The sequence below is a fragment of the Mesorhizobium sp. genome (assembly GCF_965229135.1).
In the GTDB taxonomy this organism is placed as follows: Bacteria; Pseudomonadota; Alphaproteobacteria; order Rhizobiales; family Rhizobiaceae; genus Mesorhizobium.
In genome coordinates this window covers 5,188,487-5,204,195 of sequence record NZ_OZ245860.1, presented here as the reverse complement: position 1 = coordinate 5,204,195, position 15,709 = coordinate 5,188,487, and the positions used below count along the sequence as shown (strand labels likewise).

Here is a 15,709-nt window from a genome sequence, read left to right as displayed (position 1 = left end):
CCCGCAATTTGGTTGCGAAGATTGTTGCATCCGGTCATATTTTGGCATCTGATTTCATGAAGCTCCCCAAAGCTGGAATCGAGAGCCAATGAAGCTGGATGAGATCGACAAGCGCATCCTGCGCGCGCTGCAGCGCAACGGCCGCATGGCCAACAATGACCTGGCCGAAGAGGTCGGCCTGTCGCCGTCACCGTGCCTGCGGCGCGTGAAACTGCTGGAGGAAGCCGGCGTCATCGACCGCTATGTCGCGGTGCTCAACCCCGCCAGCGTCGGCAAGGGGCTGACCTTCTTCACCCGCATCTGGCTGAAGGCGCAGGACGAGGAGACGATCGAGCACTTCGCCACCGAGGTGGCCAAGCTGCCGCAGGTGATGGAATGCTACCTGATGCTGGGCGACTGCGACGCCATGGTGCGGGTCGTGGCCGCCGGCATCGAAGACTACCGCCGCTTCCAGTCCGAACATCTCAGCCGCATCAGGGGCGTGCAGAACGTCAAGACGGATGTTCCCAGCCAGACGATCAAGTACACGTCGGAATTGCCGCTCTGAACCGGGCAAATTGAATGCCACCGATACGTGGTTCAGTTCATCGGCATGCCTGGCGATGCCCGGCGGTTGGAGGCATGGAGGCCATCACGCGAGCATCCGGCGCCGGGCCGAACGCACGCGATCCGCGCCGCATTGGCAACGAGACGGGCTCGTCTCAGCGCTCCAGCAGAATCGCGTCGACTGCTGCATGGGTCATGCGCCATATGTGGCAATCGGCTTGCCGAACACGCCGGGCTCGGGTTTCACGCCAAGGCCGGGCAATTGCGGCACCGCAATGTGTCCCTCACGGATGACGACCGGATTCTTCGCATCGAAATGTCCGTCGATATATTCCTGGGCGATCCAGGCGCCTTCCATGCGGCGCGGCTCGACGGTCGCCGCGAGATGGACACATGCCGCCGCGATGATGTCGCCTCCCCAGGCATCGTCGCAGCTGTGCGGCAGCGAGCGGATGGCACAAAGGTCGCGCACCGCCGTCATCCTGGTGAGCCCGCCCAGTCGGGTGACCTTGAAGCCGAAGCCGTCCGCGATGCCAAGCGAGATCGCCCGCAACACCGCGTTCTGATCCTCGGTGCTCTCGTCCAGATAAACGGGATGCGTCATGCGGCCCTTGAGCGTCGCGATCTCATCCATGGTGTTGCAAGGCTGCTCGAAGACGAAGGGGATGGCCTGGCAGAGCCTGTCCAGATGGATCGCCGCGGCCACGGTCAAGCCCCTGTTGCCGTCCACAGCTAGCCGTGCCCCGTAGCCTACCGCCTCCCAGACCTTGTGGACGGTCGCCACGTCTTCTTCAAGATTGCGCCCCGCGATCTTGACCTGCAGGCGCGGATAACCCGCCTTCATCTTTTCGGCCGCGATCCTGGCTGTTTCATCCGGCGGGCCGACGATCAGCGAGTAATAAGCCGGAACACGGTCCGTCAGCGCACCACCCAAAAGCGTCGAGACGGGGACTCCCAGTTTCTGGCCGAGCAGGTCGAGAAGGGCCATGTCGAAGGCGGCCTTGGCATAGCCGTGTCCATTCAGGAGCCCGTCCATGCGCTTGGCCAGAAGCCTGATCGAGGCGATCTCCGAGCCGATGAGACCCGGAGCGATTTCGGCGATCGCGGCGCGGGCGCCGAGCGCGTGGTGCGGCTGGTAAACCGGTCCGATCGGGCAGGTTTCGCCCCAACCGGTCATACCGTCGTCCGTCACGATTTCGACAAGGGTACTATCAAGCGATGCAACGTCGTCGCTGGCCATCCGATAGGCCCCGCCCTTGACGGGCAGCGGCATTGTATAGACGTTGATCCGGTCGACGCGCATCACATCCGCGCCCTGGCCGAGCTGGGATCGTAGGGCGAATCCGCGATCACTTCGGCAGTCTTCCAGTCCCCCAATATGGCGACGTCGAGCTTCGTGCCGGGCTTGCCAAGGCGTTCGGGCAACAGCGCCAGCGCAATGTCATGCCCGAGCGTATAGCCATAGCCTCCCGACGTTATGCGTCCCACCAGCTCGCCATCGATATAGAGCCCTTCGGACGCAAGCGTGCTGGCGCCGTCGGTTTCGATCCTGAGCGTCACGGAGCGGCGTTGATCATTGCGGTCCTTGTATCTCAGGACCGCGTCGCGCCCGACAAAATCACCCTTTTCCAAGCGGATGAAACGTTCCAGCCCGCTCTCCAGCGCATTGAGTTCCGGGTTCATGTCGCGATACATGGCGCGATAGGATTTCTCCAGCCGCAGCGATTCCAGCGCATGCAGCCCGACGAGGCGCATGCCGTGCTTCTCACCCTGTTTGAGGATCGCGTCGAGCAACTGCCGCTGATAGGCCAAGGGATGGTAGAGTTCCCATCCAAGCTCGCCTTCGTAGTTGACGCGCAGCAGCCGCACATCGCTGGCAAGCCCCACATTGCCCGTCTTCACGCCGAACCAGGGAAAGCTTGCGTTCGAAAGATCGATCTCGGTGAGCGGCTGCAGCACGTCCCGCGCGTTGGGCCCGACGACCGTGAAACAGCCGCGCTCGTTGGTGACGTTCCTCAAGGATACGCCGCCGTCGGCGGGAAGCAGTCTTGAGAGATCGTCGAAATTCCAGCGCTCCGCGCGCGGCGTCGAGATCAGGTAGAAGCTGTCGTCGCCAAGGCGCGCCACCATGTATTCCGCCTGCACGCCGCCGGTCGAAGTCAGATGGTGCGCGAGAACAGTCCGGCCCGTCGCCGGCAGGCGGTTGGCCAGGATCCCATCCAGCCAGGCGGCCGAGCCTGGACCCGACACCTCGAACTTGGTCATCGGCGTCATCTCGACCAGGCCGACGGCGTTGCGCACCGCCCGCACTTCCTCGCCGACATACACGCCCTTCTCGGTCCAGCGCCAACTGTACTGGTCCTTGGCCTCGATGCCCTTGGGCGCGAACCAGTTGGGCATTTCCCAGCCATTGAGCACGCCCCAGACGGCGCCCAGCTGGGTCAGCCTCTCATAGGACGGAGCGGTCTTCTGCGGCCGGGCGGCAGGCATGTCCTGTCCCGGGTATTTTTGCTCGGCATGCGTGCCCCACGCCTCGCGGACCTTCTCGCGCGTCCACGCCTTGTTGGCATGGTCGCCGAAGCGGCGCGGGTCGAGGTCGGACGTATCCAGGCTGTTGGCGCCCTCGACGATCCGCTCCGACAGGTAGTAGCCGATCGTGCCGCCCCACAGGATGCCGCCCGGCACCCCCTCGGCCAGCCACACATTGGGCAGGCCCCAAGCCGGTCCCATCAGCGGCAGTTCGTCCGCGGTCATCTGGAAGGGGCCGCGCACATTGGCCTTGATCCCGGCACGTCCCAAGGCCGGCACCAGTTGTGTCGCCTGCTCCCAGTTCCAGGATACCGCCTCGAAATCCTCCTCGACGAGGTCGGCCCCGAACCATGCGGGAACGCCGTCCTCGGCGAACAGCTTGAGGTGTTCGGTACGCTCATAGGGACCGAACATCAGCCCGTCGCCTTCCTCGCGCAGATAGCCCTCAAAACCTTCATCGCGCAGGATCGGCATTTCGGACCGTCCCGCGCGCTTGCGCTCCACCACCTCCGGCACGGGCTCGGTGATCCAGTACTGGTGCAGGATCGGGATCGCCGGGATGTCGAGGCCAAGCAGCGCACCGGTCTGACGCGCGTAATTGCCGGTCGCGCAGACCACGTGCTCGCAGGTAATGTCGCCCTTGTTGGTCTGAACCAGCCACTCGCCGCCCGGTGTCCGCCTGAACCCTGTCACCTCGGTATTCTGATAGACTTTGCTGCCCAGGTCGCGCGCGCCCTTGGCCATCGCATGCGTCACGTCGGCCGGCGCGATATGGCCGTCATCGGGATGATAAAGGGCGCCGAGCATGTGCTTGTTGTCGAGCAGTGGGCACACGTCCCTCGCCTGCTCCGGCGACAGCAGATGCGCCCGCATGCCTTGCACCTCGGCCACGCTCATATAGCTCTTGAATTCGTCGAGCCGGTCGCGGCTGTTGGCGATGCGCAACTGGCCGCATTTGTGCCAGCCCACCGGCTGCCCGGTCTCGGCTTCAAGCCCCTCGTAAATCTCGATGGTCTTGTTGATCATCCGCCCGACATTGATGTTGCGGGTATAGGATGGGATCAACCCCGCCGCGTGCCATGTCGACCCGGCGGTCAGTTGGGTGCGTTCGAGCAGCGCCACGTCGGTCCAGCCGCGCTTGGCCAGCCCATACAGGATGCCCGCGCCAACGCATCCTCCGCCAACGATGACCACTCTGGCATGTGTCTGCATCCCCAAATCCCTCTGCTTCCGCGATGTATGCCGCCGAAGCTACAGGCGGCGAAAGCCTGTGTAACGCCTTCAAAAACTGGGGATCATGATAAATTGGACTTATGCAGCCATCTCCGTGGGTCACGCGAAAACGCGCGGCGCAAGGACCCCTATCAAGGTGTCGCCCTACCCGAACATCCTCTCGCCCTGCTCGTCGATCAGTTGCATGCCCTTCTTGATCGAGATGTCGACGGCATCGTCCAGGCCGGCAAAACGGTCGGCGCGGATGAACTTGTGCTCCTTCATCACGCCGTCGACCTCTTTCGAGACGATGCCGCAGGTCTGGTATTGCCCATCGGCCTTGTAGGGCGTGGCGCTGATCAGGAAACCCTTGTGCTCGACCTGCTTTGCCGGCGCCGCGCTCTTCGGTTCGGCAGCCTCGCCGCCACCACCGCCGCCGCCAAAAAGCTTCTTCAGAAATGACATGGGCTTCCTCCAACAGCATTCATCCCGCACCATGTAGCGTGGCGCGGGATGATTTTCAGTAGCTGTCCTTGACCAAACGGGCAAGGCTGTATCCGGCGCGGCCGGCGTCAGGTCAGCGGTGCGACAGCGCTTCCAGCGCTTCCGCGGCCGCTTCGAGAATGCTGATCGCCTCGGCCTGCTTCTCGGGCGACGCATCGACGATGTCGCCGAGAGCAGCACGCAGCCGGTGGCGGATGGCGCGGAATTCGTCGCGCGTTTCGGAGCGGTCACCACGACCGCCGCGACCCCCATGGCGCCCGCCCTCCTCGCTTTCATCGTTCCAGCCGAACCAGTCGCGCGCCTTGGCCATCTTGCGGCCGAAGCGCTCGAGATGCTCGAGCACGCCGTCGATCATCTCGCGATTGTCGGCGAGATGCGCCTGCCCGGCCTCGGTGATGGAGAACACCTTCTTGTTGCCCTCGGCCGCCGAAGCGGCATAGCCAGCCTCTTCCAGGAAAGTCAGCGTCGGGTAAACCACGCCCGGGCTCGGGCTGTAGATGCCGCTGGTGCGTTCTTCCAGCGCCTTGATGATGTCGTAGCCATGGCGCGGCGCCTCGGCCAGCAGCGAAAGCGTGATCAGCTTGAGGTCGCCGTCGGCAAGCATCCGCCCGGCGCGGAACATGTCGCCCGGGCCGCCGCGTCCACCGCCCCTGCCTCCGAAGGGGCCAAAACCGCCACCGCCGCCACCGCGACCACCGAATTTGCCGGCCATGTGCATGAAAGCGTGCTCGGCGCGTTCGCGAAAATGATTGTGTCTGTGCATTGTTTTCTCCTTGAGTTCTATCTTACGATATATCTTAATTAGGCGCATCAACCTGCCGAGTCAAGATATATCTTACGATGTATCTTGTAGCGACACCAGCCACTCGACCACGGGTTCACGAACACGTGCGGCGCGACCCGCGAAACAAACGCCGCCGCCGTTGCGAACCGTGAGCATGACCTGGCTGCAAGGCTGGGATATGAACGAGGGTGGCATCATGCCGTCGGGAACAAACAGCAAGACCGCACTGGTATTGGCGGGCGGCGGTAGCCTCGGAGCGGTGCAAGTCGGCATGCTGAAGGCACTGGTCGCCAACGGCGTGGCCGCCGACTTCGTCGTCGGCTCAAGCGTCGGCGCCATCAACGGCGCCTACTACGCGGCGGCCGCCACGGTCGAGAACATGGCACGACTTGAAACCCTTTGGCGCGGCATCACCCGCAACGATGTCTTCCCGGTCAGCTGGCGCTCACTGCTGGGCTTCGCGCGGCGGCGCGATTTCCTCTCCGGCTCGCACGGCATCCGCGATCTGGTCGAGCGGCATCTGCCCTATCGCAATCTCGAGGATGCACCGATCCCCGTCCACGTCATCGCCACCGATCTGCTTTCCGGCGAGGCGGTGGTCCTGTCCAGGGGCAATGCGGCCGACGCGATCGCCGCCTCGAGCGCGATCCCGGTGGCCTTCGCGCCGGTGCGCATCGGCGGGCGCTTCCTGATCGACGGCGCCGTCACCTCGAACACGCCGGTCCGTGTCGCCGTCGGCCTCGGCGCACAACGCCTCATCGTGCTGCCGACCGGATTTTCCTGCAATCTGCACGCACCGCCGCAAGGGGCCGTGGCCAATGGCCTGCATGCCCTGACGCTGCTGATCGCGAGGCAACTGGTGCGTGAACTCGATACCTTGCCCGGCGATATCGACTACGCGATCGTCCCGTCGCTGTGCCCGCTGGCCGGCTCGGCTTACGATTTCACCCGCACCGCCGCACTGATCGACGACGCCGAAAGATCCACGCGTAGCTGGATCGAGGCGGGCGGATTGTCGGCACGCGCGGTCCCCGACCAGCTGCGCGCCCATTCGCATCACCATGACCGGGAATGAGAGCCGGCTTTCGAAAACATCCGCCCAAATCAATGCGATGGAACCGCATCCCGATTCAACGTCTGAGCCCCTACCAACGGCCCTTGCGACGGTTCCAGGCATAGAGAAGATCGGCGAAACGGTCATAGGCCAGCCGTGTCAACGGCAAGACAATTGGATTCCCGAACAGGCTCGCCAGCCAACCCTCTCCCGGCGTTGCCGCCCAAACCGCAATCGCGACATCGGCGCCGACGAGCAACCGGCCATCCGCATCGGTTGCATGCAGCCGGCGGCGAATGTCCTCCAGCGTGGCGCCAAATCCGGCAAGCGCTGCCGGCTCCAGATTGATGTCGCGAAATTCAATACGCCCGGCCTTGACCGCCTCGATCAGCCGCCGCTTCTGCCGGCTAATGCCGGCATCGCAGACCGGACAGCGCGTGTTGTACTAGACGATCAGCGAAGGTTTGGACTTTGTCACTTGCGCATGGCTGCCTTGGGACCGATGCATTTGTTGTCACGAAACAGCGCCCATTCTTCGCACAGGCGTCCGTTGGGCAGGCGGCAGAACCCATATTGGTTGCCCGCCTTGTCCTTCCAGGCCACGAAGCGTCCGCCGACCGCGCCACAATGGACCGATGCGGGATTGGCCAGGCCGACAGGTTTCGGCATGGCGGCTCCGGCATTGATGGGCAGCAACGACAATGCGGCAAGACTGACAGACAGTATCGACATGTTCCGCATCGCGCTTCCTCCGCCCCCCATGTCCAGCACGACGAAGCATCGCGTCCTGCGACAGCCGCAACTATGCCAGAAGACGTGACTGGAGCGCCAGATCAGGCGCCGTCGAGCCGGGACCTGATCATCGATGAGCAAGAACCTCCGTCGATCGCACCATCAAAGCGACGAGACGATCTCGCGGTAGGCAAATTCCGGGAAGGCCTTGAGCGTGCGCGTCCTGACGCTGCCGCCCGCACCCAGCATCAGCGCGAAACGGGCGAGCACCGCGTCATCGGGCGCTTCGACCACCGACACCATGTCGTATTCGCCCATGGTGAGGTAGAACGACTTGAACGAACCGCCCATCTCTCCCAGCTGCTTCCTTGCGGCATCGAGCCGCTTGGGCGAATCGCGCACATTCTTTGCGCCCTGCTCCGTCCAGTTCATCAGCACGATGTAAGTCGTCATGGCACACCTCCCTCCGGGCCACGGAGCACGGCGGTCAGTCATGGACCTTCGCCGGGGCGGGCATCCGGGTTATCGCCCAGAATATGCATCCGAACTAAAGTATCCTCCCGCGGCGGGCATCCTGCAAGGATTACCGGGGCGACGTTGTTGCCTGGAAGAAAGCGGCTTCGGCCAGCCGGACCCCGACAAGCGCCGCCATATGCCGCGCCTGTGGCTGTCAATTCCCGGCGACCGTCCCCTCCCCGAGTGCTTCAGGCAGCGCGATGGCTCGATCGAGATCAGCGACCGGGGCGGCATCATCGTCAAGGGAACACGGCTGAACGTGCCGCTGTAGCGCATGGCGAGGAACCGGTTGCAACGAAAAAGGGCGCCTCGATGGGCGCCCTTGATCTTTCTGCGATAGGTAGGTCTCAGCTATCCAGGAAGCTGCGCAGCTTGCGCGAACGGCTCGGATGCTTGAGCTTGCGCAGCGCCTTGGCCTCGATCTGGCGGATACGCTCGCGGGTAACCGAGAACTGCTGGCCTACTTCTTCCAGCGTGTGGTCGGTGTTCATGCCGATGCCGAAGCGCATTCTGAGCACGCGCTCCTCGCGCGGCGTCAGCGAGGCCAGCACGCGCGTGGTGGTTTCGCGCAGATTGGCCTGGATCGCCGCGTCGATCGGCAGGATCGCCATCTTGTCCTCGATGAAGTCGCCCAGATGCGAATCCTCCTCGTCGCCCACGGGGGTTTCGAGCGAGATTGGCTCCTTGGCGATCTTCAGCACCTTGCGCACTTTTTCCAAGGGCATGGCGAGCTTTTCGGCCAGTTCTTCCGGTGTCGGCTCGCGGCCGATCTCGTGCAGCATCTGGCGCGACGTGCGCACGATCTTGTTGATCGTTTCGATCATGTGCACGGGAATGCGGATGGTGCGGGCCTGGTCGGCGATCGAACGCGTGATCGCCTGCCGGATCCACCATGTCGCGTAGGTCGAGAACTTGTAGCCGCGGCGGTATTCGAATTTGTCGACCGCCTTCATCAGGCCGATATTGCCTTCCTGGATCAGGTCGAGGAACTGCAGGCCGCGATTGGTGTACTTCTTGGCGATGGAGATGACGAGACGCAGATTGGCCTCGACCATTTCCTTCTTGGCGATCGCGGCTTCGCGCTCGCCCTTCTGCACCTGGTTGACGATCTTGCGGAATTCCAGGATCGAGATCGCGGTTTCGGTGGCCAGATGCTGGATTTCGGCGCGCAGGTCGCGAATGGCGTCCCGCTCGTTCTTGGTGAATTCCTTCCAGCCGCGCGAGGTCAAATTGCCGATGGCGCGCGTCCAGTTGGGATCGAGCTCGGAGCCCTGATATTCCTTCAGGAACTCCTCGCGGCGCACGCCATAGCTTTCGGCGAGGCGCAACAGCTTGCCCTCGTTCTGCACAAGGCGCTTGTTGATGTCGTAGAGCTGCTCGACCAGCGCCTCGATGCGCGCCGTGTTGAGCGACAGCGACTTCACCGCCTTGATCAGCTGGTCCTTCAGCTCCTTCAAGCGGCGGTCCTGGCTGGGCGACAGCGTGCCAGCGGCCGCCAGGCGGTTCTCGACCTGCTGGTCCTGCAGCTTGCGCAGCTTCTTGTAGGTGTCGGCGATGACGTCCAGCGTCTCCATCACCTGCGGGCGAAGTTCGGCTTCCATCGCCGCCAGCGACAGGCTTGCCTCGTCCTCGTCTTCCTCGTCATCGTCGCCCATGCCGCGCGTGTCGGCGCCGACATTGGTGATGTCGTCTTCATCGTCGCGTCCACGGCGCGACTTTTCCTCGACCTTGGGCGCTTCCTCGACGCGCTCGACCACCGGCGCCTGCTTGGCCTCGGGGCCGGCATAGGTCGCTTCGAGATCGATGATCTCGCGCAGCAGGATCTTGGATTCGTTGAGCTCGTCGCGCCAGATGATGATGGCCTGGAAGGTCAGCGGGCTTTCGCACAGGCCGGCGATCATGGTCTCGCGGCCGGCCTCGATGCGCTTGGCGATGGCGATTTCGCCCTCGCGCGACAGAAGCTCGACCGAGCCCATTTCGCGCAGGTACATGCGCACCGGATCGTCGGTGCGATCGGTCGGCTCTTTCTTCGTGGTCGTGGCGGCAACGGCGGTGCCGGTCTGCTCGGCCAACTCGTTGGCGTCTTCCTCGGCGTCGGCCGCGGAGTCGGCGGCTTCGGGCTCCTCGCCCTGCTCGTCGTCCTCGACCACGTTGATGCCCATGTCGGACAGCATCGCCATCGTGTCCTCGATCTGCTCGGAGGTCACTTCTTCCGAGGGCAGCACCGAATTCAGCTCGTCCATGGTGACATAGCCGCGCTTCTTGGCGGCCTTGATCATCTTCTTGACAGCATCATCGGAAAGGTCGAGCAGAGGGCCATCTGTGGCGCCTTCGCGTTCGGTCTCGACCTCTTCCTTTTCCTTTGTCGCCATTCTTTATCTTCTCCAAGCGGCTCTGTTTCGAAGCCGCGTACGCTGCCGGACCCGTCTCATTTCAATGCGCTCGCTCAAAAACGCATTTCACCGGGTCAGTAACTGCATCGACTCATTTGTTTGGTGCATGTCGTTGCCCAAAAACCAGTTTCCACTCTTGAGCGACATGCATTAAGTCCAGATTAACCCTGATATCTGTGGCAGGCTGCCTGCCTGTCCAGTGACCAGTACCTCACATCGCTGCATTCCCGTCGATGCGGGTGCGGGTTAACGTTTCGAATCGTCCTGATTCCGCCATTCTGCCGGAAGGTCAAGCGCCTCTCGCATGATTCGCCTTAAAAAAGCGAATCAATTACCCGACTTAGCGCGCAGTACACCCGGATGGTTGCACGGCAGCGCCTCCACACTTTCACGCTCTTACCCGGGCCGGTTCCGTCCCGATGGACCGGAAAAGGCTCTGTCTTTCCTTGGTGGAAGCATGATCCCGTCCTGGGACCGGTTCCTGCTTTTCAGGGTCACCCTTAGGCGCGCCCGCCTCTGCCCGAGGAGACGCCAAACCCTTCGATCAACGCTTCCGTCGCCTGCACATCGCGAAATTGAGCCTGAATTTCGATGAGGTGCCGGTAATTTTCATCCGTGGGATCGCTGGCAAGCGCCGCTTCCGCCTGTTTCAGTTCCTTATGTAAGGTGCGCGCGCTGCGCTGCAAGTGCAACGCCTGGCTGAACGCGTCACGGGCATCCTCGATCGCGGCGGCCTCCAGCGCCGGCCATTGCCGCGCCCGCCGGATCAGGCCCACGGCCCGCTCCCAGATCTCGCCGCAACCGGCGCGTTCGATTGTCGCGATCACCGCTTGGCGGTCATCGGCCATGTCGTGCGCCATCGCGTCGAGGATTGCGGCGTGCAGCCGCGTGAGGTCGGAATTGGCGAGATCGAGAAACTCGATATGGGCGAAATTCTCGTCGATCAGCGCCGGGTGGTTGACCAATGCGACGATGATCGTCGCCTCGCGCACCGACATCCCCTCGCTGCCGCGCTTGACCAGCGCCGACTGGCCGAGGCTTTCGGTGATAGCCATGCGGCCGCTGCCAGCCTTGGCGAATTGTCCGCCGGGTACGGGCTTGCCCTGGCCGCGCTCGCCTTGCCGGCCGCCATCCTGGCGGCCCTGCCGCGCATTGCGCTGCGCGCCGAAGAAGCTCAGCACTCGCTCGCGCATTTCCTGCTGGTAGTGATAGCGCGTGCTTTCGTCGCGGATGCGGCTGGCGAGTTCCTGCAGCGTCTTTCCCAGTTCCGCCCGCCGCTCCGGCGTGTCGAAGACACCGCCCGCCGTCTCGCGCATCCACAACAGGTCGACCAGGGGCCGGGCATCCGCGAGCACCGCCCGGAACGCGTCGGGACCTTCGGCCTTGACCAGATCGTCGGGATCCTTGCCTTCGGGCAGCAGCGCGAAACGCGCCGAGCGTCCGGCCTGCACCGAAGGCAGCGCCATGTCGGCGGCCCGCCACGCCGCCTTGAGGCCAGCCTTGTCGCCGTCAAAGCACAGCATCGGCTCCGGCGCCATGCGCCACAACAGTTCCAGCTGGTTTTCGGTGAGCGCGGTGCCCAGCGGCGCCACGGCATTCTCGAACCCGGCCTGCGCCAACGCGATCACGTCCATGTAGCCTTCGACGGCAATGACCGTGCCGCCCTTTGCCAGCGACTTGCGGGCACGGGCGAAATTGTAAAGCACATTGCCCTTGTGGAAGAGCTCGGTGTCCGGCGAATTCATGTATTTGGCCAGCGCGTCGGGCGCCAGCGCCCGCCCGCCGAAGGCGATGATCTTGCCGCGCGAATCCGGGATCGGGAACATGATCCGGTCGCGGAACCAGTCATAGGAGACTGGAATGTCGTCGCCATGGCGCACCAGTCCGCAGGCTTCGATGTCGGCCTTCGGCACGCCCCTGGCGGCGAGATGTTCCTTCAGTGCGTTGCGGCTGTCGGGTGCGTAGCCCAGCCGGAACGATTGCTGCGTCGCCGGCGTAAGCCCGCGATCCCTGAGATAGGCGCGGGCCTTGGCGCCTTCCGGTCCCTGCAGCCTCTCCTGGAAGAAGGCGGTCGCCATCTCCATGACATCCGTCAGGCTGGCGCGTTCCTTTTCGCGCCGTTCCTCCTGGACATCGCGAACCGGCATCGGCACGCCGGCCATGTCGGCGATCTTCTCGACCGCTTCGGGAAAGCTCATTCCGTCAAGCTCGGTCAGGAACTTGAAATGATCGCCCGATACCGAACAACCAAAGCAGTGATAACGGCCCTTCTTGTCCTCGCAATGGAAGGAAGGGCTCTTCTCGCCATGGAACGGGCAGCAGGCCCAGTAGTCGCCACGCGACGCATTGGTCTTCTTCCTGTCCCATGCGACGCGCTGGCCGATCACCTGGGAAATCGGCACGCGGTCGCGTATCTCGTCGAGGAAGGCGGGCGGAAAGCGCATGGGGAAACTCGGTTCCCTTCCATATAATCACGCTGGAGGTCTCCTACGACCCCTAATGCAGCCCATACCCGGTTTCCACAGGGCAAAAAAGAAGGCGACCGTCCGAGGCCGCCTCCTTTCCAATCCAGCGCTGAGCCGGGACTTACCGCGCGGCGATCGCGCCAAAGATGATGCCCGAGACGATGGAGACCAGCACGTAGTCGTTGCCGACGCGGATCCACTCCTGGCCGGGGCCCGGACGGCGCAGGCCGTAGCGGTGATAGTCGCGGACCGGCTGATGACGCTTCCAGTTGGAGTATTTCTGGCCATTGCGCCAATGGCTGCGCTTGACGGTCTCCTTCTTGATGACGCGCTTCTTCACGTCGCGGTGCTGGCCAGGCTTCTGCCAGTCGACCTGGGTCAAATTCGACCGTGGCGCGACCGGCGCATTCATCGGCGCGGCCTGCCCCTGCAGGGCGCTGGCGGCGAGCATCGAGACGGCCATGACGGAAAGGACAATGCGTTTCATGAGAGGTACTCCTTGGTTGTCGATGCCCATGGAATAGCGACTGGCGGATGAACTGAAACTGAACGCCACCATTACGATTGTGTAATGTTTTCCTATATTTAAGATCGCTAATTCAACACAGTTGGAAACCAGGACCACAGTTTCGCCGGGCATCGGCACTGTCCGTCCGGTCGCGTCCAAGACGAGATGTGCTGTCAGTGCGGCATCGTTGGAAAATGGGTCCAGTTCCGACACGTCTGGTCGCCAGCCAACAATCTGTCGCAGTGGACAATAATTATTATCCGGCTAAAATAAAATCCACCTGATATCGGTCTACGCCATGCTCAAGATTCGCATCTTCGTCCATCCAGCTCCGCTTGCCGTCGCGCCTTCGGCGCCAGTCGGCCCCTTGAGGCTGGCATGAGCGGCTCCGTCGTCCTGCTTCACCTTGCCGGTGCGGTGGCCTTGATGCTGTTTGCCACCCGCATGGTGAAGACGGGCGTCGAGCGTGCCTATGGCGACGTGCTGCGCCACAAGCTGCGCGCCACCATGCGCAACCCTCTGATGGCGGTGCTGGCCGGGTGCGGCCTGTCCATCGCCTTGCAAAGCTCTACCGCCGTGACGCTGCTGGTCGGCTCCTTCGCCGGCTCCGGCATCGTTTCGGGCGCCGCTGGCCAGCTCGCCGTACGCGGCGCCGAGATCGGCTCGGCGCTGGTGGTCAAGCTGCTCACCTTCGATCTCACCCTGCTTGTGCCGCTCTGCCTGATCGCCGGCACGGTGATGTTCATGGCCACGGAGCGTCGCGACTGGCGCCAGACCGGCCGCATCCTCGTCGGCATCGGCCTGCTGATCCTGTCGCTGGAGATGATCGGCCAGGCGTCCGAGCCGCTGCGCAACAGCCAGTTGCTGCCGGTCATCCTCAATTACTTCTCAAGCGATTCAATCACCGCCTACCTGCTGGCGGCGTTGATCACCTGGCTGTTCCAGTCGAGCATCGCGGCGGTGCTGCTGATGGCGACGCTTGCCGGCCGCGGCCTGATCAGCCCCGAGCTCGGCCTGGTCCTCATCCTTGGCGTCAATCTCGGTTCCTCGCTGATCGCGCCCATGCTGACCCGCTCCGCCGGGCCGGCGGTGCGCGTCGTGCCGATCGGCAACCTCCTGATGCGCGGGCTGGGCTCGCTGATCATCCTGGTGCTGTTCATGATCTTCAAGCCGCATGTCGGCTTCCTCGGCGCTACGGCGTCGGACCAGATCGTCAACGCCCATATCCTCTTCAACGTCATCATCCTGCTTGCCGGACTGCCGCTGGCGGGTGTGGTCTACCGCGCTTCCGAGAAGATCGTGGCGCTCGGCACCAAGCCGGCGCCGACGGCATCGATCGACGTCATCGAACTGTCGGCGCTCAACGAAAGCGCGCTCGACGTGCCAAGCCAGGCGCTGGCCAACGCCACCCGCGAGGTGGTGCGCGTCTGCGAGACTGTCGAGATCATGCTCAAGCGCATCATCGAACTGTACGAGAGCGCCGATAGCGACAAGATCAAGGCGCTGGCCGCGCTCGACGACCGCGTAGACAGGAAGCACGCGGCGATAAAGCTCTACCTCGCCAAGCTGACCAAGAATCCGCTGACCGAGGACGAGGCGCTGCGCTGCCAGGAACTGATCGGCGCCTGCGTCAAGCTGGAGCAGGTCGGCGACATCATCGTGCGCAACATGCTGGTGCATGTGAAGAAGAAGCTCGAGCACGGCCTGGAGTTCACGCCAGAGGGTTGGCGCGAACTGTGCGCGTTCCACGCCTCGGTGCTGGCCAATGCACGGCTTGCCTTCAACGTGCTGGTGTCACGCGATCCCGAGACAGCCCGCCAGCTGGTGCTGGAAAAGGACCAGTTGCGCGACCGCGAGAAGGCAACCAGCGCCAGCCATTTCGAGCGGCTGCGCGACGGCACCGCCAGGAGCGTCGAAACTTCGTCGATACACCTCGACACCATCCGCGACCTCAAGCAGATCAACTCCCTGCTGGCCTCGATGGCCTACCCCGTTCTGGAAGAGCGCGGCCTGCTCACCGGTTCACGGCTGAAGGCAAGCTGAGACGCTGACGCTGTTCTCCCTTCTCCCCTCGCGGACGAAGGTGGCCTCGCAATGCGAGCTCGGAAACACCAACGCCTCATTCCTTCCAGCACCAGGCTCGCCGGCAAAATAGGTTTGCACCGTTTCCACCGAAAAGACTAAGCATGGGGCGCGGGCTTTCGGAGGACATCGTTGGATACCCATTCGCGCAGTTTTGCCAAGGCGCTGTCCTGGCGCGTCACCGGCACCATCGACACGCTGATCATTTCCCTGGTCGTCACGGGAAGCGTCAAGCTCGCAGCCACCATCGGCGTAACGGAGGTCTTCACCAAGTCGATGCTCTACTATTTCCACGAACGGGCGTGGTTGAGAATCCCCTATGGGCGCAGGCTGCGGCCCGGCGGCGACAAGCTGCCCTGAAACGCGATATTCTCGTCCGAAGAT

Annotated in this window: 14 protein-coding genes and 1 pseudogene; 5 read left to right on the top strand and 10 right to left on the bottom strand. The window is 63.3% G+C overall.

The genetic code is table 11. The features are described 5' to 3' along the window. The first annotated feature begins 88 nt into the window (after positions 1-88). Positions 89-547: an Lrp/AsnC family transcriptional regulator gene (locus tag ACO07C_RS24865; protein WP_421916817.1), complete on the top strand. Its 459-nt coding sequence runs from the start codon at positions 89-91 to the stop codon at positions 545-547. A gap of 192 nt (positions 548-739) precedes the next feature. Here ACO07C_RS24865 and ACO07C_RS24860 read toward each other — a convergent pair whose 3' ends face one another. From ACO07C_RS24860 to ACO07C_RS24845, 4 genes are all read right to left on the bottom strand, one after another. Further along, positions 740-1,849 (bottom strand): mandelate racemase/muconate lactonizing enzyme family protein, encoded by a 1,110-nt coding sequence (locus ACO07C_RS24860; protein ID WP_421916816.1) that lies wholly within the window; start codon positions 1,847-1,849, stop codon positions 740-742. Continuing rightward, positions 1,849-4,287 (bottom strand): GcvT family protein, encoded by a 2,439-nt coding sequence (locus ACO07C_RS24855; protein ID WP_421916815.1) that lies wholly within the window; start codon positions 4,285-4,287, stop codon positions 1,849-1,851. Before ACO07C_RS24855 ends, ACO07C_RS24860 begins: the two co-directional genes overlap by 1 nt. Before the next feature lie 165 nt (positions 4,288-4,452). Next, positions 4,453-4,752, bottom strand: a complete 300-nt coding sequence (locus ACO07C_RS24850) for an HlyU family transcriptional regulator (protein ID WP_421916814.1) — start codon at positions 4,750-4,752, stop codon at positions 4,453-4,455. A 112-nt stretch (positions 4,753-4,864) separates the two neighbouring features. Then, entirely contained in the window at positions 4,865-5,554 is a 690-nt protein-coding gene (locus tag ACO07C_RS24845; RefSeq protein ID WP_421916813.1) for a PadR family transcriptional regulator, read from the bottom strand. 175 nt (positions 5,555-5,729) lie between these two features. On the opposite strand from ACO07C_RS24845, the gene ACO07C_RS24840 reads away from it, so the two are divergent. Beyond that, positions 5,730-6,650, top strand: a complete 921-nt coding sequence (locus tag ACO07C_RS24840) for a patatin-like phospholipase family protein (RefSeq protein ID WP_421916812.1) — start codon at positions 5,730-5,732, stop codon at positions 6,648-6,650. A 70-nt stretch (positions 6,651-6,720) separates the two neighbouring features. Here the strand turns inward: ACO07C_RS24840 and ACO07C_RS24835 are convergent. The 3 genes and pseudogenes from ACO07C_RS24835 to ACO07C_RS24825 form a co-directional block, all read right to left on the bottom strand. Next, positions 6,721-7,074: pseudogene (locus tag ACO07C_RS24835) on the bottom strand (thiol-disulfide oxidoreductase DCC family protein); the annotation flags it as partial. A gap of 29 nt (positions 7,075-7,103) precedes the next feature. Then, complete coding sequence (locus tag ACO07C_RS24830) at positions 7,104-7,361, bottom strand: DUF333 domain-containing protein (protein ID WP_421916811.1); 258 nt, start codon at positions 7,359-7,361, stop codon at positions 7,104-7,106. A 162-nt stretch (positions 7,362-7,523) separates the two neighbouring features. After that, positions 7,524-7,814, bottom strand: coding sequence for a GYD domain-containing protein (locus ACO07C_RS24825; protein ID WP_421916810.1), 291 nt, complete (start codon positions 7,812-7,814; stop codon positions 7,524-7,526). 40 nt (positions 7,815-7,854) lie between these two features. Here ACO07C_RS24825 and ACO07C_RS24820 point away from each other — a divergent pair, with 40 nt between their 5' ends. Next, positions 7,855-8,148, top strand: a complete 294-nt coding sequence (locus tag ACO07C_RS24820; protein ID WP_421916809.1) for a hypothetical protein — start codon at positions 7,855-7,857, stop codon at positions 8,146-8,148. A gap of 76 nt (positions 8,149-8,224) precedes the next feature. Here ACO07C_RS24820 and rpoD read toward each other — a convergent pair whose 3' ends face one another. The 3 genes from rpoD to ACO07C_RS24805 form a co-directional block, all read right to left on the bottom strand. Continuing rightward, positions 8,225-10,249 (bottom strand): RNA polymerase sigma factor RpoD, encoded by a 2,025-nt coding sequence (gene rpoD / locus ACO07C_RS24815; protein ID WP_421916808.1) that lies wholly within the window; start codon positions 10,247-10,249, stop codon positions 8,225-8,227. A 521-nt stretch (positions 10,250-10,770) separates the two neighbouring features. Then, entirely contained in the window at positions 10,771-12,714 is a 1,944-nt protein-coding gene (gene dnaG, locus ACO07C_RS24810) for a DNA primase (protein ID WP_421916807.1), read from the bottom strand. 142 nt (positions 12,715-12,856) lie between these two features. After that, positions 12,857-13,222: an RcnB family protein gene (locus ACO07C_RS24805; RefSeq protein WP_421916806.1), complete on the bottom strand. Its 366-nt coding sequence runs from the start codon at positions 13,220-13,222 to the stop codon at positions 12,857-12,859. 399 nt (positions 13,223-13,621) lie between these two features. On the opposite strand from ACO07C_RS24805, the gene ACO07C_RS24800 reads away from it, so the two are divergent. Both ACO07C_RS24800 and ACO07C_RS24795 read left to right on the top strand, forming a co-directional pair. Further along, a complete protein-coding gene (locus ACO07C_RS24800; RefSeq protein ID WP_421916805.1) occupies positions 13,622-15,286 on the top strand; it encodes a Na/Pi cotransporter family protein in 1,665 nt (554 codons plus the stop codon). A gap of 171 nt (positions 15,287-15,457) precedes the next feature. Continuing rightward, positions 15,458-15,685 (top strand): DUF2061 domain-containing protein, encoded by a 228-nt coding sequence (locus ACO07C_RS24795; protein ID WP_421916804.1) that lies wholly within the window; start codon positions 15,458-15,460, stop codon positions 15,683-15,685. Positions 15,686-15,709: the final 24 nt, after the last annotated feature.

Coding starts and splice junctions, on each gene's coding strand:
- ACO07C_RS24865 (WP_421916817.1), top strand. CDS start 89: ATGAAGCTGGATGAGATCGACAAGCGCATCCTGCGCGCGCTGCAGCGC.
- ACO07C_RS24860 (WP_421916816.1), bottom strand. CDS start 1,849: ATGCGCGTCGACCGGATCAACGTCTATACAATGCCGCTGCCCGTCAAG.
- ACO07C_RS24855 (WP_421916815.1), bottom strand. CDS start 4,287: ATGCAGACACATGCCAGAGTGGTCATCGTTGGCGGAGGATGCGTTGGC.
- ACO07C_RS24850 (WP_421916814.1), bottom strand. CDS start 4,752: ATGTCATTTCTGAAGAAGCTTTTTGGCGGCGGCGGTGGTGGCGGCGAG.
- ACO07C_RS24845 (WP_421916813.1), bottom strand. CDS start 5,554: ATGCACAGACACAATCATTTTCGCGAACGCGCCGAGCACGCTTTCATG.
- ACO07C_RS24840 (WP_421916812.1), top strand. CDS start 5,730: ATGACCTGGCTGCAAGGCTGGGATATGAACGAGGGTGGCATCATGCCG.
- ACO07C_RS24830 (WP_421916811.1), bottom strand. CDS start 7,361: ATGTCGATACTGTCTGTCAGTCTTGCCGCATTGTCGTTGCTGCCCATC.
- ACO07C_RS24825 (WP_421916810.1), bottom strand. CDS start 7,814: ATGACGACTTACATCGTGCTGATGAACTGGACGGAGCAGGGCGCAAAG.
- ACO07C_RS24820 (WP_421916809.1), top strand. CDS start 7,855: ATGGACCTTCGCCGGGGCGGGCATCCGGGTTATCGCCCAGAATATGCA.
- rpoD (WP_421916808.1), bottom strand. CDS start 10,249: ATGGCGACAAAGGAAAAGGAAGAGGTCGAGACCGAACGCGAAGGCGCC.
- dnaG (WP_421916807.1), bottom strand. CDS start 12,714: ATGCGCTTTCCGCCCGCCTTCCTCGACGAGATACGCGACCGCGTGCCG.
- ACO07C_RS24805 (WP_421916806.1), bottom strand. CDS start 13,222: ATGAAACGCATTGTCCTTTCCGTCATGGCCGTCTCGATGCTCGCCGCC.
- ACO07C_RS24800 (WP_421916805.1), top strand. CDS start 13,622: ATGAGCGGCTCCGTCGTCCTGCTTCACCTTGCCGGTGCGGTGGCCTTG.